This window comes from Nocardiopsis quinghaiensis, from assembly GCF_008638365.1.
In the GTDB taxonomy this organism is placed as follows: Bacteria; Actinomycetota; Actinomycetes; order Streptosporangiales; family Streptosporangiaceae; genus Nocardiopsis; species Nocardiopsis quinghaiensis.
Map to the genome: position 1 here is coordinate 326,510 of NZ_VWVU01000006.1, position 26,929 is coordinate 353,438.

Genomic DNA, 26,929 nt, shown 5'->3' on the forward strand with positions numbered 1-26,929 from the left:
TCGGCCGGGCTATGACATGGCCCACATGGCAACTTTGTTACCAGTAGGAACACGAAAACGTCTCGAAAGGATCGCGGACCCGGGTTGACGCCGTGGTTTCGCGGTCGACAGATTGGGGGCCGTCTCTCCAGCCCCTCACGTGAGGCGATCCCGATGGCCGACCGAAGACCGTTCCTCGGCGGAGCGTCCCCCGCCGGCGTCGGCGGCACCTCCCGGCCGCGGAGTCCGCGGCGTTCCACGGCCACGGGACCGCCAACCGCCACACGGCGGTCCTCCACGAGAGCACCGGGGACGGCGAGGCCCACGGCTTCGCCTTCGACGACGTCCCGGACCTCGCTTCCCACGCCCGGGACCACGCGCCGGTGTCCCCCGACGTGACGCTGACCCCGTTCCAGCCGTTCCCCGGCCGGGGTGCTCGCCCGCCCCGGCCCCTCCCCGAATCCGAGGTGTTCCCCGTGCCCACCCGCATCCGCGTCGGCGGCGTCGCCCTGGCCTGCGCCGTCGCGCTCCCCCTGACGTCCTGCGCCACCGGCTCCCCCACCGAGGCGGAGACGGTCTCCGACCGGACCTCCGCGTCGTGCGGCCTGTTCTTCGACGACTTCGACTACGGCGGCCCCACCGACCCGGCCCTGCGCGACCAGGGCTGGAACGTCCGCAGCTGGGCCGGCGGCCCCGGCGTGCCGGGCGCGTCCTGGGACGCTGACAACGTCTCCTTCACCGAAGAGGGCGGCGACTCCCTGTTGCGCCTGACCTCGACCACGGACGGCACCCCGGCGGGCACCAGCCAGGCCGAGCTGACCTTCGGCGAGGAGAAGTTCCACGAGGGGACCTACGCCGCCAAGGTCAGGTTCGCCGACGCCCCGGTCTCCGGCGAGGACGGCGACACCGTGCTCCAGACCTTCTACACGATCACGCCCCTGGCCCACGACAACGACCCCGACTACAGCGAGCTCGACTTCGAGTACCTGCCCAACTCGGGTTGGGGCGCCCCGGCGGAGGCCATGTACCTGACCTCGTACCACACCTACCAGCGCGACCCCTGGGTGGCGGACAACACCAGCGACGTGGTGGACCGCTCCTTCGAGGGGTGGCGCGACCTGGTGGTCCAGGTGGAGGGCGGCCTGGTCCGCTACTACGTGGACACGCACCTGGTGGCCGAGCACGACGGGAAGTACTACCCGTCGTCGCCGATGTCGATCAACTTCAACCAGTGGTTCGTCGACATGAGCGGCCACACCGGCGGTCCGAGCACCTACGTGCAGGACGTCGACTGGGTGTACCACCAGCAGGGCGAGTCCGTGGCGCCCGAGGAGGTCAACCGGCGCGTGGGCGGGCAGCGCAACGCCGGCGTCTCCCGCGTCGACGGGGTCGTCCCCGGCGGGGCGTGCTGACCCGCCGACACGTACCCGCTTCCGGGTCGGCGGCACCGACGCACCGTTCCGCGTCGGTGCCGCCCCCGCCTCGGTCCGGTCCGGAAGCCCGGACCGGCATGACCGGTCGCACACTCACAAAACGGTTCGAGGCCCTCTGACAGCGTGATAGAGTCAAAGACGTCGCCAGGGAGACCGGGCGACACACAACTGAACAGCCTGCACTCGTAGCTCAATGGATAGAGCATCTGACTACGGATCAGAAGGTTGGGGGTTCGAGTCCTCCCGAGTGCACCACCTTGAGACAGTGGAGAAGCCGCCCGAACTGGTAAAACAGCTCGGGCGGCTTCTTTTGTGCCGTCCATTGGAGAGGCCCGTTCAGGGCTCCGATGCACATTCAATGCACATGGCTGGAGTCGGTGCGCTCCCGACTCACGCGGCGAGCACCAGCAGCCGGGCGGCGTCCATGGCTTCGGCGACCTCGTCCAGGACGGCTCCCGCCGGCGAGTGCGCGGATCCGATCCGCGATCCCGGTGTCGCTGATCGGGTGGTGCTCACCGTCGCGGGCCCGAAGCTCCTCCAGAGCCTCCTCCCGACAGAACTGGACGGCCCCCGGACAGTCCCAGCCCATCGCCGCGAGAATGCCGAAGGCATCGTCGACCGAGACCCCGAGCTGGTCGGACCACGCGGCGCGCGCGTCCTCGTTCTCGGGAAGCAGCCCGAACAGGTACGGCTTGACTCTCTGCGCCGGGTGTGCGGCTCGTTGGACGGGCAGGCGCGCGGAGAGTGCCACCTCGCCGTCGCGCACGTACTCGGCCGTATAGGAGAACGTAGGGTCCTCGTCGGAGGCTGCGCGTTCCAGGTATCCCATGACCTCACCTGACAGCAGGACGGCCAAACGCTCAGTCATCGTCGGTGCTCCTGGTGTCAGCGGTCGGCAGGCCCCAGGAGGCCCGGCGCGCTCGCGAGGCCGCCCTGAGGTCGGCGCCGACGTCGTCCGGTTCGTCCTGCTGGGTGCCCGTCTTCTGCGCGGGTGCGGCACGGGTCCGATCGGGGCTCTGCTGCGCCTGTGGCGCGTCGCCGTTTGATCGCAGGGTGAGGGCGAGGTCCAGGGCGGCGAGGAGCCGCAGCAAGGGCTCCAGTTCGGCGCCGCGGTGTCCGGCCTCGACGCGGGCCAGCCAGGAGCGGGCGACACCGGCCCGGGCTGCCAGGGCCGCCTGGCTGAGGCCCTGGGAGAGCCGGGTGTCGCGGACCAGGGCGCCGAGTTTGGACCATCCTGTCAGCGTGAACTCTTCCGGCATCGCATGTTCTCCGTCCTCGTTCGAGGACATTGTAAGCATGTCCTCGAACGAGGACAAACGCGAATTGTCCTCGAACAGGGACAGCAGAACCCACGGGCGGTGGACACCTTCAGATGGACCGATGAACATGCGGGGGACGTTCACACGAATCTCCGACTCGCCCTGCCGAGGAGATTCTGTGGGTTTCGTGCGGCATGGCCTGCGCAGCGGCACAAGACCATCCCGCGGCCGCCGTCTGACGTCGGTCATGGGACTCGAACCGGCTCCCACGGCATGGGCGGCGCAGGGTGCGCAGAGCTCTCAGGGACCGACCGGGAGACGGGTTCTGGCGGCGTGGCGAATCCGTGGCGAAGGGCACCCCCGACAGGACCGACATGGCACCGTTGACCTGGGCTTATTCATGGGATGGTAGGACCACTACGGATCAGAAGGTTGGGGGTTCGAGTCCTCCCGAGTGCACCACCTTGAGACAGTGAAGAAGATGCCCTGGCCTGCGAAAGCAGCCGGGGCATCTTCTTTTGTCCTCTGCCGTTCACGGCGCGCGTGGCGGCGGAGAAGGAGTAGCCGAACCAGCTGTCGCGGGGTGTCCTCTCGTCCCCGGCAGGACCGGGGCCGGGCACCGCCGCACACGGCGCGGCACCCGGGGGGTGGGCCCGGGCGCCGCCTCAAGGTCTCGTACGGCCGTCCTCGCTCAGCCCTCGTCGGACTCCTCGGAAGCCGCGGAGGCGGTCTTCCTCCGGCGGGCCAGGTAGGCGGCAGCGCCACCGCCGGCGGCGATCGCGGCACCCGCCGCGACCAGGCCGACGATCGGGCTGCCGGTTCGGGCCAGCGCGTCCTCGGACTCGTTCTCGGAGCCCTCCTCGACGGCGTCCCGCTCGTCCTCGTCAGCGGGCTCCCCGCCCTTACCGGGGTCACCCTCGCCGCCGGTGGCGCCGTCACCCTCGCCGTCGGTGTCGCCCTCGTCACCGGCACCGGGCTCGTCGTCACCGCCGCCGGTACCGGGCTCGTCGCCGGTGTCGGTCTCGCCGTCACCGCCGCCGTCACCGGTGTCCTCGTCCTCGCCGGTGCCCTCATCGCCCCCGGCACCGGCGGGGTCGGTGTCCGAGGCGACGATGATCTCGCCGACCTCGTAGGAGACGCTGAACCCCTCGTCGGGGAAGGTCACGACCATGTCCAGGGTCTGGACCCCGCCCCACAGTTCCTGCTCGGCGTCCAGTCCCTGGTACACCAGCGACTGGTTCTCGAGCGTCTCGTGCCAAGGAGCCGTCTCGGTGGAGAAGGAGATCTCGGCACCGATCTCGTTCACCTCGACGGACTCGGTGCCCGGATCGTGGGAGAACTCCCTCTCCCCCGCCCAGTTCTGGGTGACCGCGATCTCGGGGCCGGTGAAGGACGCCTGGAGGAGCAGCTCGTCGGATCCTCCCTCGGAGTTCTCGAGGCCGGGCTGGGAGACACCGTCCTCGACCGCCGCCCGCATGGCCTCGACATCGGCTTCCGTGAATTCGACACGGAGCTCTTCGAACATCGCACGAGCGACGAGTTCGTCCTCGACCACGTCCACCAGAACGGAGGTACGGGAGGCGGCGAAGACCTCGCCGCCAAAGGCGTCCAGGTACCGGTAGGTGCCGTGGATGTCGCCGCCTCGCGGGTAGAACGCGGTGAGCTCGGCCTCGCCCGCGACGTTCGTGTGCGCGTAACCGACCTCTCCGTTCTCGGCGTGGGCGGGAACGGCGGTCACGATACTGAGCGCGCCGAAGGCGGCGAACGTGACTCCACCCTGGAGAATACGGCGTGCGGGGATTCTGGAACGGAAACTCAAGGAAATCCTCATTCGGATCAACCCGGGCCGTGCTTCTCGATACGGCCGGGCAGGGGGACGCGGAGGCCTCGGTCCTCGGCCGATGACACGGGGAACCGGGCAAGCGAATGTCTGGTGGGTCACGCGGAGGCAGAAAGCGCAGACCATTACCTAACGAATATCCTAACCACGGACAGGACACTGAGCGGGCAACCATTAATGACGATCAAGTAACACCGCAGCTCTTTCTCGCGCCGCCCCGAGAGAAATATCTTTCTGGAATTCATCGACATGACGTGTAAACTCTGAAGCTTTTCCGACGTCTTTTCGGGAAGCCGCACAGAGAAGACGCCGGCCTGGCAGCACGGCCCGGAGAACGAGCGAAGCGCCGGGCCGAAGCCGAGAAGCACCCGGTACTGCGGTCGTACTTCCGATATGGGTGACCGTGATCCTCGTGCGCGGGGATCCGGAGGACGCGCGGGGTACCCAGCCACAGGAGGTAGAGCGTGCGGTGGGCACTGGCCGTGCGGCCGTGCACGTGTGCGGGTGGTGCGCCCCAGGGGTGAGGGCGGCCGCCGGAGAACCCCGCTCCGCCCTCCTCAGCTACGCCGCGGTGGTTTCTCGTACTTTGGGCCGATCCACGGCACGGCCCGGCCCCGTAGCATGGTCCCGTGCACGGTCTCCTCCGTTCCGTGTGGGACGAACCCCGCCCCGCTCCCCCGCCACCGCGAGCCTGGTGGGACTGGGCGCTCGTAGGAGTGCTCGCGGTGATCGCGGTGACCGAAGGGGTCCTGAGACCGGACCTCCCGTTGCGGGTCCTGTCGGTCATGGTCGTCGTGGGACTGGTGCCCACGCTGCTGTGGCGCCGCACCCGACCGCTGCTGATGCTCGTGATCGCCTTCGGCGTCTCGGAACTGGTCCCCTTGGTGGCGGGTGACGCGTCCGCGGAGATGTACACGACGGCGTATCTGCTGCTCCTGCCGTACGCGCTGTTCCGGTGGGGCTCCGGACGCGAGGTCGTGGCGGGCTCAGCGGTCGTGCTCGCCAAGTTCTGCCTCCAACTCGCCTTCGACGGCTTCGGCTCGACCGACGCGGTCGGCGGATTCGCCGTCCTGTTCTCGGTCGGCGCCCTGGGCGCGGCACTGCGGTACCGGGCCGGGGCCAGGGCCCGCGAATTCGAACAGGTGCGGATGCTCGAACGCGAGCGGCTGGCCCGCGACCTGCACGACACCGTCGCCCACCACGTCTCGGCGATGGCGATCCGCGCCCAGGCGGGGCTGGCCACGGCGTCGCGGCCGGGTGGCGCGGTCGACGCCCTTCGGGTGATCGAGGCCGAGGCCTCGCGCACCCTCACCGAGATGCGCACCATGGTCCGCGCCCTGCGCGGCGGCGCACCGGCGGACCTGGCGCCCAGTCCGGGCGTCGGCGACCTCGAACGGCTCGCGGGCCGGGAGGGGCCGGGCCCGGCCGTCGACGTGCACCTCGAATGTCAGCTCGACGGTCTTCCCCCGTCCGTGGGCACCGCGGTCTACCGGCTGGCCCAGGAGTCGGTCACCAACGCCCGGAAGCACGCCCGCAACGTCACTCGCGTCGAGGTCCGCGTCACCGCCGACGACACGTCGGTGCGCCTGCGGGTGAGCGACGACGGCGACACCGGCCCGCTGCGCCCGGGAGCGGCGCCCGGCTACGGAATCATCGGCATGGTCGAACGCGCCCACCTGCTGGGCGGCACCTTCGAGGCCGCGCCCGGCCCCGGCCGGGGATGGACCGTGACCGCCGTGCTGCCCCGGAGCGGGGCGGCATGAGCATCCGGGTGGTCGTCGCCGACGACCAGGAGATCGTCCGCACCGGCCTGACGATGATCCTCGACGCCCAACCGGGCATCGACGTCGTCGGTGAGGCCGCCGACGGGCGGGAGGCGGTCGAGCTCGCCCGGCGGCTGCGGCCCGAGGTGTGCCTGTTCGACGTCCGGATGCCCGGGGTCGACGGTATCGAGGCCACCCGCGCCCTCGCCGGTCCGGGCGTCGCCGACCCGATGGCCGTCGTCGTCATCACCGTCTTCGACCTGGACGACTACGTCCACGCCGCGCTCAAGGCGGGCGCCCGGGGCTTCCTGCTCAAGGACGCGGGCCCCGAACTGCTCGCCCAGGCGGTCCGTGCGGCCGCGACCGGGGACGCGCTCATCGCGCCGAGCGTCACAGCGCGACTGCTCCGGGCGTTCGCCGGCACCGGGCCCGCCGGGCCGCTGGCACAGCCCACCGATCCGCTCACGGACCGGGAGGAACAGATCCTGGTCGCCGTGGCGCGTGGACGGACCAACAGCGAGATCTGCGCCGAGTTCCACATCACTCTCAGCACCGTCAAGACCCACATCGCCAGCCTGATGGCCAAGATCGGCGCACGTAACCGCGTCGAGGCCGCTATGTGGGCCTACGAGACCGACCGCGTCGGGAACGGGTCCGGACGCGGCGGCGCTCCCCGGCGCTGACCGGGCACCGCGTGGCGGCCCGCACCGGAGGCGTGGTGCTGGACCCGTGACCGAAGTAGGACCCCGTCCTCGTACTATCGGCCGACCAGGTTCAGGCCCATGTTCCGATGAGCCGCCACCCCCTCGACCGCCACGATCGAGTCATGGCGACGGAAGACACGAAGTCACGGTCGCCACGAACACGAAGGGACTCGTCGTGACCTCCTCCAGCCGACGCGAGTGGCTCGTTCCCACCTTGCTGATCCTGCTCAGCGCGGTACCTCTGGCCGCCGGCGCCGTCCGCGTGGGCGAACTGACCGGCGGCGCCCAGATCACGCCGGACAACGCCCGGTTCTTCGCCTCGCCCGTACCCGTGGTGCTGCACGTTCTCAGCGCCAGCCTGTACTGCGTCCTGGGAGCCTTCCAGTTCGTCCCCGGCATCCGCCGGCGGCGGATCGGCTGGCACCGCGCGGCCGGGCGGCTCCTGGTTCCGCTCGGACTCGCCGCGGCGCTCTCGGGATTGTGGATGACCCTGTTCTACGCCATCCCCGAGGGTGACACCGGCCTGCTCACCGTCATACGGCTCGTCTTCGGCGCGGCCATGGCCCTGTCGCTCGTCCTCGGCCTCGCCGCGGTGCGGCGGCGGGACATCGCCCGGCACAGCGCCTGGATGATCCGCGGCTACGCGATCGGGCTGGGCGCGGGCACCCAGGTGCTGACCCATCTGCCCTGGACACTGCTCGTCGGCGCTCCCGGCGAGTTCAGCAGGGCGATGCTCATGGGCGCCGGATGGGTGGTCAACGTCGTCGTGGCCGAGTGGATCATCCGCAGGCGTCCGGCCGGACCCGCCCGTCCCCGCCCCGCTCCGCGCGTGGGGGAGGCCCGGTGAAGGACCCCTCCGGGGCGCGCCCCTGCCCGAACCGCGCGTGGAGCCCTGCGACTATCCTCCGGGGTGCCGCCTGACCCCGTGACGGTACCCGGGCGACCGGGACCGTACGCCGCTCACCCCACCACCGGAGGGCCCATGTCCACGCCGCACACGCAGGTCGTCAACTGGGCCGGCAACGTCACCTTCGGCAGTCCGCGGGTCCACCGCCCCCGGACCGTCGACGAGCTGCGCCGCACCGTCCGGGACAGCGCACGGATCCGCGCTCTCGGCAGCGGCCACTCCTTCAACCTCGTCGCCGACTCCGACCACGACCTGGTGCGGCTGGACGGCCTGCCCGCGGAGGCCGGGATCGACGCGGAGGACTCGACCGTCACCGTCGCCGCCGGTATGCGCTACGCCGAGCTGGTCACCGTGCTGAACGAACGGGGCTTCGCGCTGGCCAACCTGGCATCGCTGCCGCACATCTCGGTCGCGGGGTCCTGCGCGACCGGCACCCACGGGTCCGGCGACGGCCGGCGCTGCCTGTCCGCCGCCGTCCGCGCCGTGGAGCTCGTCGGCCCCGACGGCGACCTGACCTGGCTGAGCCGCGAGGCGGATCCCGGGGCCTTTCCCGGCGCGGTGGTCGCGCTCGGTGCGCTCGGCGTCGTCACCCGGCTCTCGCTGGAGATCGAGCCGGCGTTCGAGATGGCCCAGCGGGTCCGTGTCGGGGTACCCCTGGACGAGGTGGCCGACCACGTCGACGACGTGTTCGGCGCGGCCTACAGCGTCAGCCTGTTCACCGACTGGCGCGACGAGGGCGCCGTGTGGCTCAAACACCGCACCGACCGGCCGGTGGGCGGGTGGAGCGGCGGCCGACCCGCGCCGGGGCCGGTGCACCCCGTCCCCGGGATGTCCACGGGGTCCAGCACCGAGCAGATGGGATCCGCCGGCCCCTGGCACGAGCGCCTCCCCCACTTCCGGCCCGAGCTGGAGCCGAGTGCGGGCGAGGAGCTGCAGTCCGAGTTCTACGTGCCCCGGGAACTCGCGGGGGCCGCCTTCACCGCCCTCCGCGGGATCGGACACCTGCTGGCCCCGGCGCTGCACGTCGCGGAGGTGCGGACGGTCCGCGCGGACGACCTGTGGTTGAGCCCCGCACACGGCCGGGACTGCGTCACCTTCCACTTCACCTGGCTCAAGGACCCGGAGGCCGTGACGCCGGTCCTGTCCGCCGTGGAGGAACGCCTCCTGCCGCTGGGGGCCCGCCCGCACTGGGGCAAGCTCACCACGATGGCCGCACCGGACATCGCCGACAGGTACGAGCGCGCCGCGGACTTCGAACGCCTGATGCTCGGCCTCGACCCGGCCGGGAAGTTCCGCAACGCCTTCGTCGACGGCCTCTTCCCCCGCGCGTGACGGAGGCTCCGGTGCCCGCCCCCGTGCGCCGGAGCGGTCAGAGACAGTCGACGAGGCCGCAGACGTCGGCGCGCGAGGCGGACACCTCGATGTCGTCGTACCAGACGTAGCTGTCGTTGGCCGGTGCGAACTTCTCGGTGGACCCGCCGAAGAAGGTCGAGAAGTAGGCCTTGTCCACCAGGTCGTCGTTGGACACCAGGCGCAGGCCGGTGACCAGGGCGGCGGACTCACCGTTGTAGAAGACCTCGACCTCGCCGTCGGGGTTGGCCCGGCCGTTGGTCACGGTGTTGGTCCTGAGCCGCTGGACGATGTTCACCCACTCGTCCCGGGGGTAGTGGACGTCGGTGCCGTCGACGCGCAGAACCGCGTCGTCGCCGTACTTCCCCTCCTTGTCCATGTGGTAGTAGTACACGGCCGCCCGGCCGTCGCGACGCCAGATCATGCGCGAGGTGAAGCCGTTCCCGCCGTCACAGGACTGCCCTCCCGAGCACGCCGAGCCCCCGGCCAGGCCCAGCCCGAGCTTTCCACCGAACGAGGTGCTCCCCCAGCTGAAGTCCTCGCTGAGACGCGCCCAGTAGGACAGGTAGTACTCGTGTGCCGGGTCGAGCTCGAACGGCGCCAGCGCGCCGGAGTTCCGCGGACCGATCTCCCCCTCGGGGTAGAACACGCGCAGCGACTTCTCGCCTCCGTGGGCGGGAACCGAGTCGTCGATGAGGGTGCGCTCGTCCATCCCCAGTTCGTAGGGGGCGTACCACCCGTCCTTCTCCCACTCCGTCAGGGGATAGGCGCCGCCCGCGGCCGGGCGCTCGAAGGAGTTGTACCGGTACGTGAGCGAGGGGACGGCGTCGGCGGCCGCGGGAGCGGCGCCCAGCACGGTCGACAACACCGTGGAAGAGAGTGCGGAGGCGAGCAGGGTCTTGGCTTTCACGGACGTCTCCATTGCGCATCGGCGATGGGGTCCATCCTCTTCCGCCGGTCACGTGCGTCCGGCGAGCGACACGGTCAGACCTTTCCGTTCGCCTTCCGTTCACGCAGGTGGGACCGCCTCCGCGGCCGGGCCGCGGAGGCGGGCGAGCCCTGCCGGCGTACCGCGGCCACCGGGCGCGGTACGCGCTTCGTGCCGCGACCGCCTGATCGTCGACCGACTGCCGCTCACCGGGCGGGGTCCGGCGTCCCCTAGGGGTGCCGGGGGGTACCGGCCACGACCGCGTCCGTGGCAGCCGAACCTTCCGGGAGAAACCCGATACCGCGCACCGCACGCGACGGACCAGTCTGGAGGTGTCCCCGTCCGGCTCCTCCGAAGGAAGACCGATGGCCTCCTCATCCCCCACCTCCTCCCGTCCCCCGGCGCGGCCGGACCCCGTCCGCCCCCGGCGCCGCGCCACGGTCGTGCTCGTCGCGGTCACGGTGCTGTGCGCGCTGCTCGCCGTGTTCGCCGCCTCCGCCTACGTGGGGCTGGACCCCGGCACATCCCAGGTGGACCTGCGGCCGGACCGGCCGTTCCACTACCCGTTCCTGCTGGTCCACGTGGCCGCGTCGGTCCTCGCACTCGTCACCGCCCCCCTCCAACTGTTCCCCGCCCTGCGGCGCGGCCGGGCGCACCGCGTGATCGGCCGGATCCACCTGTTCGCCGGGGTCTTCCCCGGGGCGCTCTCCGGGCTGGTCGTGGGCGTGATGAGCACCTACGGCTTCGCCGCGCAGGCGGGCTTCTCGCTGCTGGCGGTGCTGTGGTTCTCCGTCGGCGCGGCCGGGTACCGCGCGATCCGGCAGGGCCGTCACGCCGACCACCGGGAGTGGATGCTGCGCCTGTTCGCCCTGACGATGGCCGGGGTGACGCTGCGTGTGCTGATGATGCTGCTGCTACCCGCCCTCACACCGCTGGTCGGTCCGGCGCACGGCGGTGACGAGGAGGCGGTCTTCCGGGAGGTCTACCAGGGCATCGCGTGGCTGTGCTGGGTGCCCAACCTCCTCGTCGCCGAGTGGTACCTGCGGAGGTCCCGCCGGGGCAGGGGCGGCCGGACTCGCGCTGACATGTCGGTATCCGGGCCGTGTGTGGCGTTTGAGCAGGTGGCGGTAGGTCAGAAGAGAGGGACACAGGAGGAGCGAGGCACGCCGAGTGCTCTGGAGGGACGATGATCACGTACCAGGAACTCATGGACCACGTCACCCAGCACGGAAACGTGTCCGACGACGAGGCCCAGCGGGCGCTCGAGGCCGTGACCGGCGAGCTGGCGCGGCACGTCGACCCCGAGACGCGCGACCGGCTGGTGGAGCAGCTTCCCGCGGGGCTGGGCAAGCGCGTCCCGGCCCCGCGCCAGGAGTCGGAGCCCGAGCACCTCCGGCCAGCTGGCCCAGGAGGTCGGCGAGCGGATCGGCTGCCCGCCGGAGAGGGCGACGCACCTGACCAGGGTGGTGCTCTCGGGCATCCACTTCAGCGAGCCCGAGCTCGCCGACGCGCTCGCCTCCCGGCTGCCCGAGGAGTTCGCCCAGTGGTCCCAGGACCCGAACGGAGCCATGGGCCGTTCCGACACCGGGCAGTCGGGCATGCCGAGCCGCCTGGACCGGGCCACGCTCGAACACGCCCTGGGCCGGCTCCGTGAATGGGAGGGCGACACCACGGGGCTGACCAGGTCGGTGGACCTGCCGAGGGTCCGTGTCACGCCGCTGCTGAACCGGATCGACCGGGCCGCGCACGAGATCGACCACTCCTACGAGCACGAGTTCACCGACACGGGGATCGCGTTCACCGTCCGGACCGCGTCGGTCGGCGCCGTGACCACCAGGGACATCGAGATGGCCGAGCGCATCGACGAGGCGGTGGCCGCGATCGGCTCGGGCGGTTGAGTGCGGGGCCGATCGCGCTCGTGGGCCGTCCCCACCCGGTCGGCGGCCGTTCGAACCCGTGCCGGACGGCTTCCCCGTGCGCGGGGCCGTCCGGGGAGGTCTCAGTACCCGGCGGAGCGGAGCCTGCGCCAAGCGGTCATCCAGCGCTGGCGCTCGCCCGCGTCCTCGCCCGCGCAGGCGGTCACGAAGGCCATCAGGAACACGTACCCGGGCAGTTCGGTGCCCTCCAGGACCTGCTGGAAGGTGGACCGCTTCACCGCTCCCCCGCACAGGTACTCCAGCTCCAGGTAGGACCAGTCGCCCGCCCAGACGAGATAGCGGCGCATGGTCAACAGGAACTCTGCGGGGGTCTCGGCGTTCAGGGGGTTGGGACGCCGCTCGTAGCCGTCCAGGGCGCGGACGGGCAGGTGGCGCTCGACGACGGCGGCGCTGGGGGTCGCGAGGACCCGGTCCAGCCAGCTGGTGCGGCCGAGGGCCCTGTTGGGTCCGGTGGGTTCGAGAACACCCGTGGTGGTCAACCTTCTCCTTTCACCGGTCGATTCGTGGATGCCTTCGATGGGGATACGCCTTGCGCGGCGCGCATGAGCACAAGAAAGGGAGAGAACGCCGAGGGCCGGAGACCGGCTGTCGTGGAGGCGACCCCGACTGTTCGGTTACGGGGAAATCTACCGGATGAACACGACACACGAAAGCGCCGAAAGCTCCGACTCCTGAGAGGCGTCGGTCTCCTCGGTGTGTGACGTCCCCGCTCTTGCCGGGGCCACTGTGAACTTCTGTGGCAAAGCGCATCAAAGGCCATCTGAAGTCCCGGATGAAACGTCCTCCAGGACAGAAGGACAGGGAACGGCGCCACCTGGGAAAGCAGAGATCCGGGCAGGAGCCCCTGGAAATTAACGTAACTGAATATCCGTTTTAGGACTGACCGAAACTAGCCCTCAGGCGTCCACGCCAGCACCGTGGCGTCGTCACTTCCCTTGGCTCGCGGATGTTTCCTCCGCTCCGGATCAGCGGATTCCAGCGCACGCACCCGGGCCAGAAGGGCATGCGGGCCCCTGTCCGAAACCAGGGCGAACGCCTCGTCCCAATCCAGGTCGCCGAACACGTCGACCGCTCGGCTCGCCCCGTCGGTCATGGCGGTGAAGCGGCCCACGGGCAGGGTTCCGGTCAACGCCTCCTCCGCCGCCCGGGGATCGGCGCCCGCCGTCCAGAAGCCGCCGGCCACGTTGCGGTAGGCACGGATGGCGTCTCCCGGCCGCCCCTCACGGGCCAACCCGTCCCTGAGGACGTCGAGCCGCGTGTCGGTGAGCGCACGTACCCCGTCCGCGCCCTCCACCAGCAGCACGGAGTCGGACAGCACCAGGTACTCCAGCCCACCGGCGCCCACACGCACCGTCACGACCGTGGCCGACGGACTCTCCTGGTTGCGCAGGTCGCAGGTGTCGGCGTGCAGAGCGGAGGCGGTCGTGACCGCCTCGGCCAGGGCCTCGCGCAGGGGGATCCCCGCGTCGGCCCCGGCCAACAGCAGCGCGCCGAGCCTGCGGGTGTACCAGGCCACCCCGTGGACACAGCCGGTGTCCACGCCCGGCGGCGCGCTCACCCCGTCCAGGAGTACCGCGCTGGTGGCGGTCGCGGCGGCGAAGTCCTCGTTGGGACGGCCGGGACCGCCCGGCTCCGTGGCGACGCGGAAGGACATGCCCGGCTCCCCCGTTCCCTGACGCACACCTGTGGCGGACACCGCGGCCCCGGCACGGGACCGCGGCGGTCGCACCCCTGCCTACCCAGTCGCACCTACCCCGTTGGCACTGCACCCATGGAATGCCCTACTTTCGGGTAGGTGAACGATTCGGTATTTTTCTGGATGCTGCGGACATGGCACGGCCCGGCTCCGACCAGGAGGCGGGCGAGGAGGGCTCCCGCCCCACACCGGGAGTAACGAACCGCACACGAAGAGAGAAATGCTTTTCCACATCCCCCTTCCGAAAATAAGACGGCAACGGGATGGATCCACATGCAAAATCTCCCCTATTACTTCCGGAGGGTCAGAAGGGTTCTCAGGAGAATGGTTCCTATTCCGGCCAGGAATACCCTCTTCCTTCCTGTCGTGTGGAGGCACAGAAGAAGGAACCCGGAGCTCACAATGTCGACCTATCGGCTCGAACCCGTCCTCGCGCGGCGCTGGTCCGGCCCTTTCGACATCGAGAAACTCGTCGCCCAGCAGACGAACCGTTTCACCGAGCTCCTGCGTGAACGGGAGATCGACTACTTCATCGCCCGGTCCGACCACACGTACCATCACTCGGTCGCCGTGCTCGAGGACGACAGGACCGAGGTCCTCTCGATCCTCGCGTCCTGTTACAGCCTTCGCGGTGCGTACGTGAAGACTTCCAACGGGTACCGGCCGCTGTCCCCGTTCCGGCTTCGCCGGCTCCGCCGGGCCCCCGTGATCCGGCTCGGAGAGTACGTGACCGGCGACCGGGGTCCCACGGTCGTCGGCCCCGCCCACGGCCTCACCGTGGAGTTCTGGCAGGAGGGCGAGCGGTTCCTGGAGTCGCCCGGCCACGAGGAGAGGCTCGCCCGGCTCCGGGTCGTGGCGCCCGAGCACATCCTGCGGAAGTCACTCATCGCACCCCAGCCCAACCCGGTGAGCGAGGTGATCCCCGGAAGGGCCCGGGAGGCCGCCGAGGTCAGGATCGGCGACCAGGACCATCCCACCCTGGCCGCCTTCACCTGGGAACTCGCCACCGACCTCACCTTTCCCGTCGACGCCGTCTACACGTGGGTCGACGGATCCGACGAGGCCTGGCGCGCCAAGCGCGACTCCCACCTCGGCGAGAGCGCTCCGGCCAACCCTCACTCCGCCTCCGACTCCCGCTACACCAGCCGGGACGAACTCCTCTACTCCCTGCGCTCGCTGGAGATGTTCGCCCCCTTCGTGCGCAACGTCTACATCGTCACCGACGGCCAGACGCCGCCGTGGCTGGACACCAGCCACCCGCGGGTGCGGGTGGTGGACCACAAGGAGATCTTCAGCGACCCGTCGGTCCTGCCGGTGTTCAACTCGCACGCCATCGAGTCGCAACTGCACCACATCGAGGGCCTGTCCGAGCACTACCTGTACCTCAACGACGACGTGTTCTTCGGCCGCCCCGTGTCCTCCTCCCACTTCTTCCACCCCAACGGGACCGTGAAGCTGAACCCCTCGCTCTACCGCTTCGGCCTGGGCGAGGCCAGTGAGGAGGACCAGCCCGTGGACGCCGCCGCGAAGCGCAACAGCGCGCTGCTGGAGAAGTACTTCGGCAGGGTGCCCGTGTCCAAGTTCAAGCACACGCCGATTCCGCAGCGCCGGTCGGTGCTCCATGAACTGGAGAAGGAGTTCCCCGAGGTGTTCGCACGAACGGCGGCGTCGCGTTTCCGGCACCCGGACGACCATTCCGTACCGTCGTCCCTGCACAACTACTACGCGCTGTTCACGGGCAGGGCCGTGGTCGGGGGCATGCGCTACACCTACCTCAACCTGGCCGATTTCGACGCGGTGCGGTCCCGGACCGAGACCCTGCTGTCCCAGCGCAACTTCGACACCTTCTGCGTGAACGACACCGCTGATCCGAAGGAGTCCGCGGAGAGGCGCGTCGACGAGTTCCTCGGCGACTACTTCCCCTTCAAGAGCGGTTTCGAGCGGTGAGGCACGGGGCGGCCCGGTCCCGGCCGGGCCGCCCCCACGGGTCAGCGCACCAGGACGGTGGTGTGCACGTCGATACGGCCGCTCTCCCAGAGCCAGTCCATCGCGTCCAGGCTCACCCGGGCACATCCGTGGGAGGCGGGCTGGGACGGGACGACCGGGTACCCGTGCACGGCGATGCCGCCGTTGAAGTACTTGGGTCTGTACAGGGCCCCGTAGGGCCCGGGGTCCCAGGCGTCGACCCCGCGGAAGACGGTGTAGGTACCGGTCGGGGTGGTGGCGATCCGCTCGGTGCCGTCCGAGGACTCGTAGGGCCGGCCGGAACCGGTGGAGGTGTTGACGACGCGCTCCACCCCGCCGTCGGAGACCACCAGCAGCAGCTGCCGCTCCAGGTCGATCTCCAGCAGGTCTCCGGAGGAGCTGGCGGCCTCCGGACGTACGCCCTCGGCGAGCGCGGAGCGGGTGTCGGGGCCCACGATGCCGTCGCGGGCGATCCCTGCGGCCTTCTGCAGCGCCACGACGGCCTGCTCGGTGTTGGGACCGAACCGTCCGTCCACGCCGTCGATCCAGTAGCCCAGCTCGGTGAGGCGTTCCTGGACGGCGGCCACCTCGGGCCCGGTACCGCCCTGCCGCACCTCCGGGCCGCCGGCGGCCGGGGCCGGAGCGGCGTGAGCGGCCGGAGCGGTCACGACCGTGGCCGCGGCGAGGGCGAACGCCGCGGCCAGGGCCAGGAGGGTGGTTCGTATCGTGTTCCACGCGGGGAGTGATCGGGGGGTTGCCATACGTCCCCCTTACCCACCGCGTCCGGGCTTCTCCCGGATCCGTGCCGCCTGTGGACGTCCCTCATCCCCGAAGCGAACGCGCGTGCAGGGACGAGGCGACGTGTGCCAGCGCCCGGCACCTCGCGAACTCCACGGCGGTGAAGGGCACACCCCGCCTGCGGACCGCCAGGACGCCGCCGTCGGGCGCGGGCAGGGTCATGGTCGTGCCGGACAGGTCCTCCCTGGCCATGTCACCGGGCGGCTGCGCGGTGTACGCCACGTCCTGGGCCGCGGACAGGGACAGCAGGGAGCGTTCCAGGGTGGTCGACCCGTTGACCAGGGCACTGACCAGGGCGAGCGTGCGGCTGGTGGTGTCGCTGAGCTCGTGGACGTCGGCGCGGCGGACCGCGGCGTCACGCCCGCCCGCCTCCCGTACGGCGCCGTACAGGGCGTCTTCGCCCATGTGCGCGGGTGCGCTGACGAAGAACTCGTCTATGGCGTCGGTCCCCGCCGGGTGCACCTGCATGAGCCTGATGTCGACCCCGAGGGCGGCGAACCGCGTGGTGAGCGCGGCCAGGCCCCCGGGCACGTCGGAGACCGTGACGCGCACACTCCACAGCAGGTCGTCGGGGATGTGGGAGGGGCCCGGCACGGTCGGCGGACCGCTCGGAGCGGCGGTCGGTGTGCCCTCCCGGTCACGTTCCCCGCGGCGGGGGGCGGACACGGCCCGGTGGCGGCGCCACCGGTGCGCCGCGGAGACCGCGAGCAGGAGCAGGCCCACGGCGATCAGGGCGCGGACCCCGGTGTCGCTGTGCCCGAGGGAGAGCACCACCAGGTGCGCCGCGCCGGCGGCGAGGAGCAGCGTGCCCAGCTCCAGGGCCTCGCGGCCGAGGAAGCCGCGGTGGTGGTCGTTGGTTCCGTAGTCACCTTCGGAAACGTCCATGGGTCCGAAGGTGCCAAACCGATGTTGCGCCCGCTTGCCGTTCCGTGACGGGGCGGTAACGAAGCGGAGTGACGGCGGTCACGGAGCGGGGCCGCCGCCGCGAGGGGACCGGCGGCCGCGCACGCGGACCGCTCTCAGGCCCCTTGTCCGAGCAGGCGCACGAGCGAACCCAGGGCGGTGTCCACGCGCTGGCGCGCGTGCGTCGGCATCCCGCCCGGGCCGAGGCCGCAGGAGGAGACCACCTCGGACAGCCCGTCCCTCGCGTCCGCGGGAAGGACGGGACGGGCCCGGAGCAGTTCCCTGGCGCAGTAGCCGTTGAGGCTGGCCAGCACCTGGCGGGCGAGGTCGGCGACCAGGCCGTGCGCCCGGTCCGCCCCCTCCTCCCCCAGGACGTCGGCGACGGTCAGGCCCAGGCGGGTGTGGAAGACGGCGGTTCGCTCCTCCCACACCAGCTCCCGGTATCCGTCCAGCATGCGGAGGACCTCGTCCTCGTCCGCCTCGCCCCGCCGACACACCACCGCCAGAGCGGCCGTGACCGCGTTCTCCCAGGGCTCTCCGGGGACGGTCTCCCTGACCAGGCGCAGCGCGTGGCGGTGGTCTCCGGAGGTGGCGCTGGCGATGACGGCGACCTGGCGGCCGTCCCACATCCGCTCGCCGACGCCGTCGTAGCGGCGGAGGTGGTCGAGTGCGTCCTGCCAGTGCCCGTCCACCGTGAGGGCGTGTACTCCGTCCGCCAGCAGCACCCTCCTCAGCCAGGAGCGGACCTCGTCGAGGGCGTCTCCGTCGGCGGCGAGGCCGCCGGGCACCCGCAGCCCGTCCACGGCCACGTCCGCCCGTGAGGACACGGCCTCGAAGAGGGCCTCCAGCAGCCGCAGCGCGCTTCGGCCGTCCCCGCCCCGGATGTGCAGCCGTGCGAGGTTGACGAGCGGCTCCAGCGCGTGGATGGCGCCCAGGCCGCTCAGGGGCGGCGAAGCGAGCCTCGCGGAGGCGTGCTGGTGGCACCATGTCCGGGCCAGCTCTGGCATGCCCGCGTCAGAGGCCAGCAGGGCGGCCTGGTTGAAAACCGATGCGGCCTTCGACTGGTCCTCGGTCTCGCGTGCCGTGTCCGCGAGTCGGCACAGCGCGTCGACGCGTTCCCCAAGCGGGACACAGGCCGGGCGTGAGCGCGCCAGAAGGGGAAACCGCAGGGCGAGGGGGCTCGTGGGGTGCATGGGATCGCACTTTCCGTAGGTACGGACCATGGGGGAGGATCAGGTCCTCTCCGGCCGCGGGTCGGACCGGGCGGAGGCGGTGTGCCGGTCGCGCCCTGTTTCCCGGCGGACGCTTCCCCAGCGGTCCGTGCGACGAGTCATCCGCCCGTCCGGGAGGGCCCGGATTATTCCATGGCCGGACCGACCGTGTTCCTGCCCGGGGCTCCGTTCGGGACACGGACGGGTGGACGCCGCACGGCCATTCTGGTACAGCGGGAAGCTCTCCCCCGCCCCGGGGAACACGGAATGGAGCGGGAAAACACGCCCCCCTCCCCATTCATATAACGAAAACATAACGCTCGCGGAAGAACCGTCCGCCGGAGGCCGCCCGGCGGGCGGGGCGCGTTCACGATTCCAGGGGCGCCGTCCGGAGAGACCCCACCCTTCCGGTGCAGGTCCGGAGCACCTTCGCCAGAATGCACGGGAGAACGACAACGGACATTCCGACGCCTATGAGTTTCGTGGTATACATTGGCACCGCTTCCCAGAGGAACAGGCATTCCGCCGCCACCGAACTGCCCTCGCAAGGAGTTCGCTGCTTCACGAAGGACGCACAGCGAATGAAGCATGATTTCGATGTCATAGTCATTGGCGGGGGGCCGGCGGGCTCCACCGCCGCCGCCTATCTCGCCATGGAGGGGATGTCGGTCGCCCTCATCGAGGGCGAGGTGTTCCCCCGGCCGCACGTGGGGGAGTCCCTCGTCCCGGCGACGACCCCCGTCCTGTTGGAGACCGGGGCCCTGGAGGCGGTGGACGCCGCCGGCTTCCCCCGCAAGTACGGCGCCTCCTGGACCACCGCGGAGACGCGGCGGATCCCGCGCGACGGCCTCTCCGGGCTCAGCCACGACTGGTCCGCCAAGGTGCAGTTCGTGGAACGCGGGCAGAAGGGCGTCGACCGCGACTTCACCTACCACGTCGACCGGGGCGAGTTCGACCTGATCCTGTTGAAGAACGCCGAGTCACACGGCGCCAGGGTGTTCTCCGGCGTGCGTGTGACGAAGGCGTGCTTCGACGACCCCGAGGGGGTCACCGTGACCGCCCGGCTGGGCGGCACCGAGGCCGGCCTCACCTGCCGGATGGTGGTGGACGCGTCCGGTCGGCAGACCATGCTCGGCAGGCAGCTGGGGATGAAGGTCTCCGACCCCGTGTTCGACCAGTACGCGGTCCACACGTGGGTCGAGGGGCTCGACCGGGGCGCGCTCGCGTCCCGCCCGGAGGAAGCCGACCACATCTTCGTGCACTTCCTGCCGATCAAGGACACGTGGGTCTGGCAGATCCCCATCACCGAGACCGTCACCAGTGTCGGGGTGGTGACCCAGAAGGCGCGCTTCAGGACGGCCAACACCGACAGGGAGGGCTTCTTCTGGAAGTTCGTGGGCAGTCACCCGGAACTGGACACGGCGCTGAAGGCGGCGAGGCGCATCAGGCCCTTCAGGGTCGAGGCGGACTACAGCTACGCCATGCGGCGGATCTGCGGCGACAGGTACGTCCTCATCGGCGACGCCGCCCGGTTCGTCGACCCGATCTTCTCCAGCGGTGTGAGCGTGGCCCTCAACAGCGCGCGCATCGCCTGCCGGGACATCGTGGCGGCGCACCGCGCGGGAGGCGACTACGGCAAGGCGTCCTTCGATACCTATGAGGGCACACTGCGCAGGGCCGTCTCCTACTGGTACGAGTTCATCAGCATCTACTACCGGCTCAACATCCTGTTCACGGTCTTCGTCCAGGATCCCCGCTACCGGATCGACGTCCTGAAGATGCTCCAGGGCGACGTCTACGACGGGGAGGAGCCCCGGGCCCTCCAGGCGATGCGCGACGTGCTCGCGACCGTGGAGAACGATCCCGCCCACCCCTGGCACCCGTTCCTGGGAACGCTGCGCGCCCCGAGGACGGCACCGCAGTTCTGAGCGTTCCGGTTCCCGGCCGCCCGGAAACCGGAACGCCCACCCGAACGGAACGGGGGACTGTTCCGGCGGCCCCGCCCCGGAAGGCTGCCCGGGGCGGGGAACGAAAAGGCCGTGGCCCGTTCCGGAGAACGGACCACGGACCAGAAGCAGATTCCGGAGAATCAGCAGCCGAAGTTGACGTCGACGGCCTCGTAGCCGTCGTCGCCGGCCTCGGCCTCGACGAGGACTTCCTCAAAAGCGTCCATACCGAATCCTTTCTTTATTCACGCCCAGAGATCTGGGCGAATTTATCATAGGCAAACCGTGGCGAAGAATTCAACCGTCTAACTCCACCTACCGAGGACTTCACTCACCGAGTGGATGAAAGGAAGATCCCGGAAGCACGGAGAAACCACGTCACGTCCTGTTCGCTTTGCTGGCCCGGTGCATTCTCGGCCGCGCTTCCCAGAAGACGTCGATGTCCAGTTCGCCGCCCGGTGCGCGGATGTCGGCCCGGGCGGGGATCTCCACCGCCTCGGCCGTGTCGCGGTCCACCGCGATGAGGTGGTTGGCGAACGTGAAGGCCCCCGGCCAGGACAGCTCGGCCATGCCGCGGGGCGCCTCGAAGGACCTCGCGCCGTTGACGTTGTAGAGCCATGCCGCGGGCCTGTCGCCCGTGTACACGATCAGCCACTCCCCGCTGTGCGAGACCCCCAGTCCCGTGGCCACGGCGGGCAGGTCGACCTCGTAGACCGGGGTGGGAGGCCACGGCTCCGCCCGGACGAAGCACGCCGTGCCGGGGCTGTCCGCGGGTACGAGCCAGATTCCGCCCAGGATCTCGTCGTAGGCGCCGTGGAGGTACCTGCGTGGCGAGGGCGGCTCCACGGTCTCCGTGTGACCGCTGCCGGGATCGTACTGGTGCACCGTTCCGCTCTCGGTGACGACCAGGGCGCGGCGGCGCCTGGACTGCCAGGCCAGCACGAGCGGCGCGGAGTCCAGCCCCAGTGCGGCGGACCACCCCCGGGGTCCGTGGACGAGGAGGCGCTCGGAGTCGGCGGCCAGCACGCCCGGCCCCTCCCCGTCCCCCTCCCGCAGGCCGAGTACCCGGAGGTCGCCCCCGGGCAGGGGGAGCGGGGGGCCCAGGTACCCCCGGACGGCGGACCACCAGCGCAGGGACTCCCCCTCGGACAGCAGGAAGCAGGCGGGCCGCAGGGTGGGCAGGACCGCCTCCGCCGTGACCCCGGGCTCGCGCTCGATGACCGGAGTCTCCGTCTCGGTCCTCGCCTTGCGCACCGCGCGATCACCCGCGGTCCACGCGAACCACAGGCAGTCCACGTCCCCCGTCAGGGCCTCGCTCCGGTCCCGCGTGCTCACGTCCTCTCCCTCTCGCGCCGCGCCATACTCGCGTACGTCTCGATGGTCGGCCCGATCCACACCTTGTGGGGCGGACACGGCCTCCTTCCCTCCTCCAGCCTCACCAAGGGGCAGGCGGCGCCCTGGCAGGAGGGCTGGAAGAAGCAGCTCTGGCAACCGGAGTCACTGGTGTCGTCGGTGTCGACCCACAGGCTCATCCTCTCCTCGTCGAGGTTCAGCCCACCCTCCTCGTCCAGCCGCCCGACCGCGTTGCGCTGGTCCCGCAGGGCCACCGTGCACTTGTTGACCAGTCCGTTGGGCCGGATGACGAAGGACCAGGGCGAGGCCGCGTAGCAGACCGACCCGTTGGGGCGCAGCATGCGCTCGTCCCCGTTGGACAGGCCCCGGTCCGCGGCGTGGGAGCACAGGTCGAGCTTGTGGAGTTCGGCCTGTTTGCCGGAGTGCGCCCCCGTCTCCTCGTCCTGGGGCCCTCCCCAGCTCCCGACCGGCCGGTAGATCGTCGTGAACCGGGGGTCCCGCGAGAAGCGCCGCCCGAGCTCGTCGATGAGTTCGGGGACGCGGTCACGGTTGTGCTCGGTGAAGTTCGTGCGGAGGGTGACCTGGAAGTCGTCCTCCAGGACGCTCATGCCCTCCAGGTTGTGGACGATCTCGTCGTAGGTCCGGCCCCCGCCGATCAGGTAGCGGCTCGCGTCGTGCGTGCTCCGCGGTCCGTCGACGGTGATCTGGTAGCGGCTGATGGAGAGGTCCAGGCATCGCCGGGCCACGTCCTCGGTGAGCAGGTACCCGTTGGTCGTGATGCCGGCCGAGTACCTGACGCCGTTCTCGGCGCAGAAGGACTGGAAGAACTCGCTGAGCTCCTCGATCACCTCGAAGGCCACCAGGGGCTCGCCCCCGAACCACGAGACGCTCAGGGTCTGGAGGGGGTGGGCGGCGTGGCGCTCGCGGACCAGCCGGCGGACCCCCTCGCGCACACTCGTGAGCATCCTGCCCAGCGCGAAGTCCTCGTAGCAGTAGTCGCACCGGAAGTTGCACGCCTCCGTGGGCATGATGATGAGGTCGAGCACGTCCCGACGGTGCTTGCGGCGTGAGCTCACCGCGGCCGCCACGTCATCCTCGTCGGTGTCCGCGGGAACCAGGAAGCCCTTCGTGCGCAGGGTGTCGAAGAGCCCCTCCCCTCCGTCCCCGCTCGCGGGCCGGTCCAGCACCGCGCTCCTGTTGTGCAGGAGGGAGTGCACCTCCTCGTCGGCGGGGGGCCTTATGCGGTACACGCTGCCGCGCAGGGAGTTGTAGATGACCAGGCCGTCCGGGTCCGAGGGCGTGATGACGTTGAACCTGGACGGCTTGTACTTTTCTTTCTGGCCACTCTCGGACATGACAGCCTCCGGGAATACGACATGGAGTATTATCCGACCACTTTTTCGGCCAGAAGGAGATTTTCAGAAGAGGGGGTCGACCCGTTCGGAGCGGGCGCGGGGTTCGTGCAGCCCTTCTCCTCCCTTCGCCACCGGCTTCCCCGCTGACCCGCCCGGGAGATGACGACGGTGAAGACGGGCTCTACGCGGACGTCAGCAGACGGTGTCGGTTACTCGGCCGGGAGGCTCGTGCACGGAGGACTCCGCGAGGTTTCCCCCGAAGGACTCCATTCCACCTCCTCGGATGTCTCAGAAGCACCCGGAATTACCTATGCTCCAACGATTACCGGCCACCGTAGGCGAATGCCGGTAGAGCGTCAACGGCGCCGAAAGCGCAAAGCCGCACCCGCGGGAGAAGGGGATCCGACCTGTCCCGCCAGCGGGACGGGCGGGAAGCGTCGGATCTGGTAGAAACGGTGCCGACGCTCGACCGGCGCAGGACAGCGCCTGTCCGGTTACGCGGCCGCGGGCGCCGGGAGCGCCCGGCCGGCACACGATAATCTCACCGGAGGTGAAGGCGCGTGCTCATTCCCCATCTGGAAAGTCGACACGTCCGGCTCAGGCCTCTCACCGGACCAGAGCAGGATCTGCACGGATTCCTCCTGCGTTCGGGACTTGAGGCCGTGTTCACGGTGGAGGCGCAGGAGAAGAGAATCGCGTCGATGCTGGATAAGGACGTGACCGCGTTCCTGATCGAGCAGAAGACCGACGGCAAGGTCATCGGGTGCTGTTCGCTCCGCGGTCCTTCCAGGGCCGGGCACATGAAAACGGCCATCTACACCGACCGCGACGATCTGCATTTCGGTGTGGGAGCCGAGTCCATGACGCTCTTGGTCAACTACGCCTTCGCCGAATGGGAACGCGCACGGAAGATCTACTTCGTGACGACCGACGCGAGTATCGACCGTTTCGACTCCGAGCTGGTGTCGATGCCCAGGGAGCTGACGCTGAAGGACCACGGTTTCTTCCGCGGTCGTTACTGGGACTTCTACTACTACTCGGTCCGAAGGGACACCTGGGAGAGGCACGTGGCACCGTTCGTCAACCGCCTGGTGGGCGGCGCCCGCACGGCCACGGGGGCGGGTCGCGGGTGAGTGCCCCCAACCCCCAGTCCCACCTGTACCTGGACCTGATGAAGCGGGTCCTCACGAACACGGTCTACCAGGACTCCCGCATCTGGTTCGGCGAGTGGTCGGGGACCATCGAGACGGAGCGGCGCGAGAGGCGTGAGTTCGACCCGGCCCAGCGCGAACTGGGTATGGACGTGCCCTCCGTCGCCCACACCATGGTCGGTCGCAAGCGCCTGGACAACATCCAGGAATGCGTCGAGAGCGTCATCCACGACGGCGTGCCCGGCGACCTCCTGGAGGCGGGGGTCTGGCGCGGAGGGGCGAGCATCCTCATGCGCGCCGTCCTCCGGGCCCACGAGGTGAAGGACCGGACCGTGTGGGCGGCGGACTCCTTCGAGGGGATCCCCGAACCCGACACCGCCCGCTATCCCGCGGACCGAGGATCGCCCCTGCACCTGTGGAACGACTTCCTCAGTGCGTCCAGGGAGGACGTCGAGGAGAACTTCCGGCGCTACGGCCTGCTGGACGGCCAGGTCAGGTTCCTGGAGGGATGGTTCCGCGACACCCTGCCCGAAGCCCCCGTCGAGTCCCTCGCCGTGCTCCGCGTGGACGGCGACCTCTACGAGTCCACGGCGGACGCTCTCACGCACCTGTACCCGAAGCTCTCCGAGGGCGGTTACGTGATCGTGGACGACTACGGCGCGCTCGCCTCCTGCCGCCTCGCCGTGAACCACTTCCGCGAACGCCACGGCGTCACGGAGCCGCTGCACATGATCGACCGCTCGGGGGTCTTCTGGCGCCGCGGAGCGGGGAGCGCGGGAGACGGTGAGTAGCCCGGCCGGGACCGGTGCGGAGCCGGTGATCACCACACGCGGCCTGGGCAGGAAGTACGGGGACCTCGACGCCGTGCGGGCGACGGACCTGGACGTGGAGCGCGGCGAGGTCTTCGGACTGCTCGGCCCCAACGGCGCCGGGAAGTCGACCATGATCAGCATGCTGTGCACCATGCTGGCCCCGAGCACGGGAACGGCGTCCGTCGCGGGGCACGACATCACCAGGAGCCCTTCGGGGGTGCGCAGGAACATCGGTCTGGTCTTCCAGGAGTCGACGCTCGACCTCCACCTCACCGGAGAGCAGAACCTGAGGTTCCACGCCGACCTGTACGGCGTCCCCCGGTCCCGGACCGGCCTCCGGATACGCGAGGTGCTGGAGGTGGTCGGCCTGTGGGACCGCAGGAAGGAGCGGGCCTTCGCCTACTCCGGGGGCATGAGGCGGCGCTTGGAGATCGCCCGGGGCCTGCTGCACTCCCCCCGCGTGCTGTTCCTGGACGAACCGACCGCGGGCCTGGACCCGCAGACCCGCCGGGCGATCTGGAGGTACGTGCGGAGACTGCACGAGAACGAGGACGTGACCGTCTTCATGACGACGCACTACCTGGAGGAGGCCGAGAACTGCGACCGCATCGCCATCATGGACGCCGGGGCGATCGTCACCCTGGCCCCTCCCGAGGAGCTCAAGGCGGCGGTGGGCGAGGACCTGGTGGTGATCGGCACCCGGGACGAGGACACCGTCGTGGCCCTGTTGCGCGAACGCTTCGGTGTCGAGGCCCATCTCCGCGAGGGCCGGGTCGCCTTCTCCGTCGCCGACGGCGAGGGGTTCATCCCCCGCCTGTTCTCCGAGCCGGGCCTGCCCGTCACATCGGTCAGCGTCACCCGGCCCAGCCTGGACGACGTCTTCGTCCACCACACCGGTGCCGCCCTGCGCGACAAGGAGGCCTCGCGGAGCGAGCGCCCCACGTCCTTCCCCCGGTGAGCGCCCGGCGGTCCCCCCGTACCGGCGCGGAGAACGGGGCGGGCACGGTCTCCGCCCCGCCACCGGGCGGATCCGGCGAGGGCGGCGGTACCCACGGAGGTTTCCGATGCGCATCCTGATCGCGGCCCAGGCGGAGAGGACGCACTACCTGGGCATGGCCCCCCTGGCCTGGGCGCTGAGGACGGCGGGACACACGGTCCTGGTGGCGGGGCAGCCCTCCCTGATGGAGACCGTCGTCTCCTCCGGTCTCACCGGAGTCCCCCTGGGCGCCGACTACCGCCTGGGACGCATGCTGCAACGGCGGGGCTCCGACGGGCCCGACCTGGACCTGTCGGAGGCCGGCCCCGAGCCGCCGGCCTGGAGCCACCTGCTCCAGGGGTACCGCAGGCTGGTGACCTGGTGGCTCCGGGTCGTCAACGAGCCCATGATCGGTGACCTGGTCGACTTCTGCCGACGGTGGCGGCCCGACCTGGTCATCTGGGAACCGACCGCGCTCGCCGCGCCCCTGGCCGCCGAGGCGGTGGGTGCCGTCCACGCGCGCCTGCTCTGGAGCCTGGACCTGCTGGGGCGGATGCGGGGGCGTTTCCTGCGGGCCATGGAGCAGCAGCCCCCGCACGAGAGGGAGGACCCCCTCGCCGACTGGCTCGACGGCCACGCCCGGCGCCTGGGCACGCGTTTCAC

The 26,929-nt window shown here is 70.3% G+C and carries 23 protein-coding genes, 1 tRNA gene and 2 pseudogenes; 15 read left to right on the forward strand and 11 right to left on the reverse strand.

Annotation, left to right across the window (positions count from 1 at the left end; all coding sequences use genetic code 11):
• Positions 1 to 455: 455 nt before the first annotated feature.
• Together FYX01_RS15330 and FYX01_RS15335 are read left to right on the forward strand one after the other, a co-directional pair.
• A complete protein-coding gene (locus tag FYX01_RS15330) occupies positions 456 to 1,391 on the forward strand; it encodes a glycoside hydrolase family 16 protein (protein WP_223830480.1) in 936 nt (311 codons plus the stop codon).
• Positions 1,392 to 1,591: 200 nt separating this feature from the next.
• Positions 1,592 to 1,667, forward strand: a tRNA-Arg gene (locus FYX01_RS15335).
• A 100-nt stretch (positions 1,668 to 1,767) separates the two neighbouring features.
• Here the strand turns inward: FYX01_RS15335 and FYX01_RS15340 are convergent.
• The 3 genes from FYX01_RS15340 to FYX01_RS15350 all read right to left on the reverse strand — a co-directional run bounded on the left by FYX01_RS15340 (position 1,768) and on the right by FYX01_RS15350 (position 4,490).
• The gene (locus FYX01_RS15340; RefSeq protein ID WP_223830481.1) at positions 1,768 to 2,280 is read right to left on the reverse strand and encodes a HipA N-terminal domain-containing protein; all 513 of its coding nucleotides are present in this window, start codon (positions 2,278 to 2,280) and stop codon (positions 1,768 to 1,770) included.
• Positions 2,273 to 2,671, reverse strand: coding sequence for a helix-turn-helix domain-containing protein (locus tag FYX01_RS15345; RefSeq protein ID WP_223830482.1), 399 nt, complete (start codon positions 2,669 to 2,671; stop codon positions 2,273 to 2,275). Before FYX01_RS15345 ends, FYX01_RS15340 begins: the two co-directional genes overlap by 8 nt.
• Positions 2,672 to 3,362: 691 nt before the next feature.
• Positions 3,363 to 4,490 carry a hypothetical protein gene (locus FYX01_RS15350; RefSeq protein WP_223830483.1) on the reverse strand — a complete coding sequence of 376 codons (1,128 nt, stop codon included), beginning with the start codon at positions 4,488 to 4,490 and terminating at the stop codon, positions 3,363 to 3,365.
• Between the two features lie 650 nt (positions 4,491 to 5,140).
• On the opposite strand from FYX01_RS15350, the gene FYX01_RS15355 reads away from it, so the two are divergent.
• The 4 genes from FYX01_RS15355 to FYX01_RS15370 all read left to right on the forward strand — a co-directional run bounded on the left by FYX01_RS15355 (position 5,141) and on the right by FYX01_RS15370 (position 9,217).
• Positions 5,141 to 6,274 carry a sensor histidine kinase gene (locus FYX01_RS15355; RefSeq protein ID WP_150241863.1) on the forward strand — a complete coding sequence of 378 codons (1,134 nt, stop codon included), beginning with the start codon at positions 5,141 to 5,143 and terminating at the stop codon, positions 6,272 to 6,274.
• Positions 6,271 to 6,957, forward strand: a complete 687-nt coding sequence (locus FYX01_RS15360; protein ID WP_150241865.1) for a response regulator — start codon at positions 6,271 to 6,273, stop codon at positions 6,955 to 6,957. The genes FYX01_RS15355 and FYX01_RS15360 overlap by 4 nt, the downstream gene beginning before the upstream one ends.
• Before the next feature lie 196 nt (positions 6,958 to 7,153).
• Positions 7,154 to 7,825, forward strand: coding sequence for a DUF2306 domain-containing protein (locus FYX01_RS15365; protein WP_150241867.1), 672 nt, complete (start codon positions 7,154 to 7,156; stop codon positions 7,823 to 7,825).
• A gap of 135 nt (positions 7,826 to 7,960) precedes the next feature.
• Entirely contained in the window at positions 7,961 to 9,217 is a 1,257-nt protein-coding gene (locus FYX01_RS15370) for an FAD-binding protein (RefSeq protein WP_150241869.1), read from the forward strand.
• Positions 9,218 to 9,254: 37 nt separating this feature from the next.
• Here FYX01_RS15370 and FYX01_RS15375 read toward each other — a convergent pair whose 3' ends face one another.
• Positions 9,255 to 10,145, reverse strand: coding sequence for a polysaccharide lyase (locus tag FYX01_RS15375; protein ID WP_150241871.1), 891 nt, complete (start codon positions 10,143 to 10,145; stop codon positions 9,255 to 9,257).
• 383 nt (positions 10,146 to 10,528) lie between these two features.
• Between FYX01_RS15375 and FYX01_RS15380 the strand changes: the two genes are divergently transcribed.
• The 3 genes and pseudogenes from FYX01_RS15380 (at position 10,529) to FYX01_RS26680 (ending at position 12,061) form a co-directional block, all read left to right on the forward strand.
• Complete coding sequence (locus tag FYX01_RS15380) at positions 10,529 to 11,353, forward strand: DUF2306 domain-containing protein (RefSeq protein ID WP_150241874.1); 825 nt, start codon at positions 10,529 to 10,531, stop codon at positions 11,351 to 11,353.
• A gap of 17 nt (positions 11,354 to 11,370) precedes the next feature.
• Positions 11,371 to 11,484: pseudogene (locus FYX01_RS27045) on the forward strand (DUF2267 domain-containing protein); the annotation flags it as partial.
• Positions 11,485 to 11,629: 145 nt separating this feature from the next.
• Positions 11,630 to 12,061 (forward strand): 4a-hydroxytetrahydrobiopterin dehydratase, encoded by a 432-nt coding sequence (locus FYX01_RS26680; RefSeq protein WP_223830484.1) that lies wholly within the window; start codon positions 11,630 to 11,632, stop codon positions 12,059 to 12,061.
• A 101-nt stretch (positions 12,062 to 12,162) separates the two neighbouring features.
• Here FYX01_RS26680 and FYX01_RS15390 read toward each other — a convergent pair whose 3' ends face one another.
• Both FYX01_RS15390 and FYX01_RS15395 read right to left on the reverse strand, forming a co-directional pair.
• On the reverse strand, positions 12,163 to 12,579 hold the full coding sequence (locus FYX01_RS15390; RefSeq protein ID WP_150241876.1) for a hypothetical protein: 417 nt from the start codon (positions 12,577 to 12,579) through the stop codon (positions 12,163 to 12,165).
• Between the two features lie 410 nt (positions 12,580 to 12,989).
• A complete protein-coding gene (locus tag FYX01_RS15395; protein WP_150241877.1) occupies positions 12,990 to 13,754 on the reverse strand; it encodes a PP2C family serine/threonine-protein phosphatase in 765 nt (254 codons plus the stop codon).
• Positions 13,755 to 14,198: 444 nt separating this feature from the next.
• Between FYX01_RS15395 and FYX01_RS15400 the strand changes: the two genes are divergently transcribed.
• Complete coding sequence (locus tag FYX01_RS15400; RefSeq protein WP_223830485.1) at positions 14,199 to 15,743, forward strand: stealth family protein; 1,545 nt, start codon at positions 14,199 to 14,201, stop codon at positions 15,741 to 15,743.
• Between the two features lie 41 nt (positions 15,744 to 15,784).
• Here FYX01_RS15400 and FYX01_RS15405 read toward each other — a convergent pair whose 3' ends face one another.
• The 3 genes from FYX01_RS15405 to FYX01_RS15415 all read right to left on the reverse strand — a co-directional run bounded on the left by FYX01_RS15405 (position 15,785) and on the right by FYX01_RS15415 (position 18,655).
• A complete protein-coding gene (locus tag FYX01_RS15405) occupies positions 15,785 to 16,522 on the reverse strand; it encodes a L,D-transpeptidase family protein (protein WP_150241881.1) in 738 nt (245 codons plus the stop codon).
• A gap of 61 nt (positions 16,523 to 16,583) precedes the next feature.
• Positions 16,584 to 17,444: an ACT domain-containing protein gene (locus FYX01_RS15410; RefSeq protein ID WP_150241883.1), complete on the reverse strand. Its 861-nt coding sequence runs from the start codon at positions 17,442 to 17,444 to the stop codon at positions 16,584 to 16,586.
• Between the two features lie 134 nt (positions 17,445 to 17,578).
• Positions 17,579 to 18,655: a hypothetical protein gene (locus tag FYX01_RS15415; protein ID WP_150241885.1), complete on the reverse strand. Its 1,077-nt coding sequence runs from the start codon at positions 18,653 to 18,655 to the stop codon at positions 17,579 to 17,581.
• A 599-nt stretch (positions 18,656 to 19,254) separates the two neighbouring features.
• Between FYX01_RS15415 and FYX01_RS15420 the strand changes: the two genes are divergently transcribed.
• Positions 19,255 to 20,601: an NAD(P)/FAD-dependent oxidoreductase gene (locus FYX01_RS15420; protein WP_150241887.1), complete on the forward strand. Its 1,347-nt coding sequence runs from the start codon at positions 19,255 to 19,257 to the stop codon at positions 20,599 to 20,601.
• Positions 20,602 to 20,997: 396 nt separating this feature from the next.
• On the opposite strand, the gene FYX01_RS15425 is transcribed toward FYX01_RS15420, so the two are convergent.
• Both FYX01_RS15425 and FYX01_RS15430 read right to left on the reverse strand, forming a co-directional pair.
• On the reverse strand, positions 20,998 to 21,954 hold the full coding sequence (locus FYX01_RS15425; RefSeq protein ID WP_150241889.1) for a hypothetical protein: 957 nt from the start codon (positions 21,952 to 21,954) through the stop codon (positions 20,998 to 21,000).
• Entirely contained in the window at positions 21,951 to 23,327 is a 1,377-nt protein-coding gene (locus FYX01_RS15430) for a radical SAM/SPASM domain-containing protein (RefSeq protein WP_150241892.1), read from the reverse strand. The genes FYX01_RS15425 and FYX01_RS15430 overlap by 4 nt, the downstream gene beginning before the upstream one ends.
• A 701-nt stretch (positions 23,328 to 24,028) precedes the next feature.
• On the opposite strand from FYX01_RS15430, the gene FYX01_RS26685 reads away from it, so the two are divergent.
• The 4 genes and pseudogenes from FYX01_RS26685 to FYX01_RS15445 all read left to right on the forward strand — a co-directional run.
• Positions 24,029 to 24,460, forward strand: a complete 432-nt coding sequence (locus FYX01_RS26685) for a GNAT family N-acetyltransferase (RefSeq protein ID WP_223830486.1) — start codon at positions 24,029 to 24,031, stop codon at positions 24,458 to 24,460.
• Positions 24,457 to 25,269: a TylF/MycF family methyltransferase gene (locus FYX01_RS15435; protein ID WP_223830487.1), complete on the forward strand. Its 813-nt coding sequence runs from the start codon at positions 24,457 to 24,459 to the stop codon at positions 25,267 to 25,269. Before FYX01_RS26685 ends, FYX01_RS15435 begins: the two co-directional genes overlap by 4 nt.
• Positions 25,262 to 26,248, forward strand: a complete 987-nt coding sequence (locus tag FYX01_RS15440; RefSeq protein ID WP_150241897.1) for an ATP-binding cassette domain-containing protein — start codon at positions 25,262 to 25,264, stop codon at positions 26,246 to 26,248. Before FYX01_RS15435 ends, FYX01_RS15440 begins: the two co-directional genes overlap by 8 nt.
• 106 nt (positions 26,249 to 26,354) lie before the next feature.
• A pseudogene (locus FYX01_RS15445) lies at positions 26,355 to 26,929 on the forward strand (activator-dependent family glycosyltransferase); the annotation flags it as partial.

Excerpts from the sequence above, each read along its gene's own strand:
- FYX01_RS15430 (WP_150241892.1), bottom strand. The coding sequence starts at position 23,327 with ATGTCCGAGAGTGGCCAGAAAGAAAAGTACAAGCCGTCCAGGTTCAAC.
- FYX01_RS15380 (WP_150241874.1), top strand. The coding sequence starts at position 10,529 with ATGGCCTCCTCATCCCCCACCTCCTCCCGTCCCCCGGCGCGGCCGGAC.
- FYX01_RS15395 (WP_150241877.1), bottom strand. The coding sequence starts at position 13,754 with ATGTCCTTCCGCGTCGCCACGGAGCCGGGCGGTCCCGGCCGTCCCAAC.
- FYX01_RS15340 (WP_223830481.1), bottom strand. The coding sequence starts at position 2,280 with ATGACTGAGCGTTTGGCCGTCCTGCTGTCAGGTGAGGTCATGGGATAC.
- FYX01_RS15410 (WP_150241883.1), bottom strand. The coding sequence starts at position 17,444 with ATGGACGTTTCCGAAGGTGACTACGGAACCAACGACCACCACCGCGGC.
- FYX01_RS15420 (WP_150241887.1), top strand. The coding sequence starts at position 19,255 with ATGAAGCATGATTTCGATGTCATAGTCATTGGCGGGGGGCCGGCGGGC.
- FYX01_RS15370 (WP_150241869.1), top strand. The coding sequence starts at position 7,961 with ATGTCCACGCCGCACACGCAGGTCGTCAACTGGGCCGGCAACGTCACC.
- FYX01_RS15345 (WP_223830482.1), bottom strand. The coding sequence starts at position 2,671 with ATGCCGGAAGAGTTCACGCTGACAGGATGGTCCAAACTCGGCGCCCTG.
- FYX01_RS15400 (WP_223830485.1), top strand. The coding sequence starts at position 14,199 with ATGTCGACCTATCGGCTCGAACCCGTCCTCGCGCGGCGCTGGTCCGGC.
- FYX01_RS26685 (WP_223830486.1), top strand. The coding sequence starts at position 24,029 with ATGCTGGATAAGGACGTGACCGCGTTCCTGATCGAGCAGAAGACCGAC.
- FYX01_RS15415 (WP_150241885.1), bottom strand. The coding sequence starts at position 18,655 with ATGCACCCCACGAGCCCCCTCGCCCTGCGGTTTCCCCTTCTGGCGCGC.
- FYX01_RS15360 (WP_150241865.1), top strand. The coding sequence starts at position 6,271 with ATGAGCATCCGGGTGGTCGTCGCCGACGACCAGGAGATCGTCCGCACC.
- FYX01_RS15405 (WP_150241881.1), bottom strand. The coding sequence starts at position 16,522 with ATGGCAACCCCCCGATCACTCCCCGCGTGGAACACGATACGAACCACC.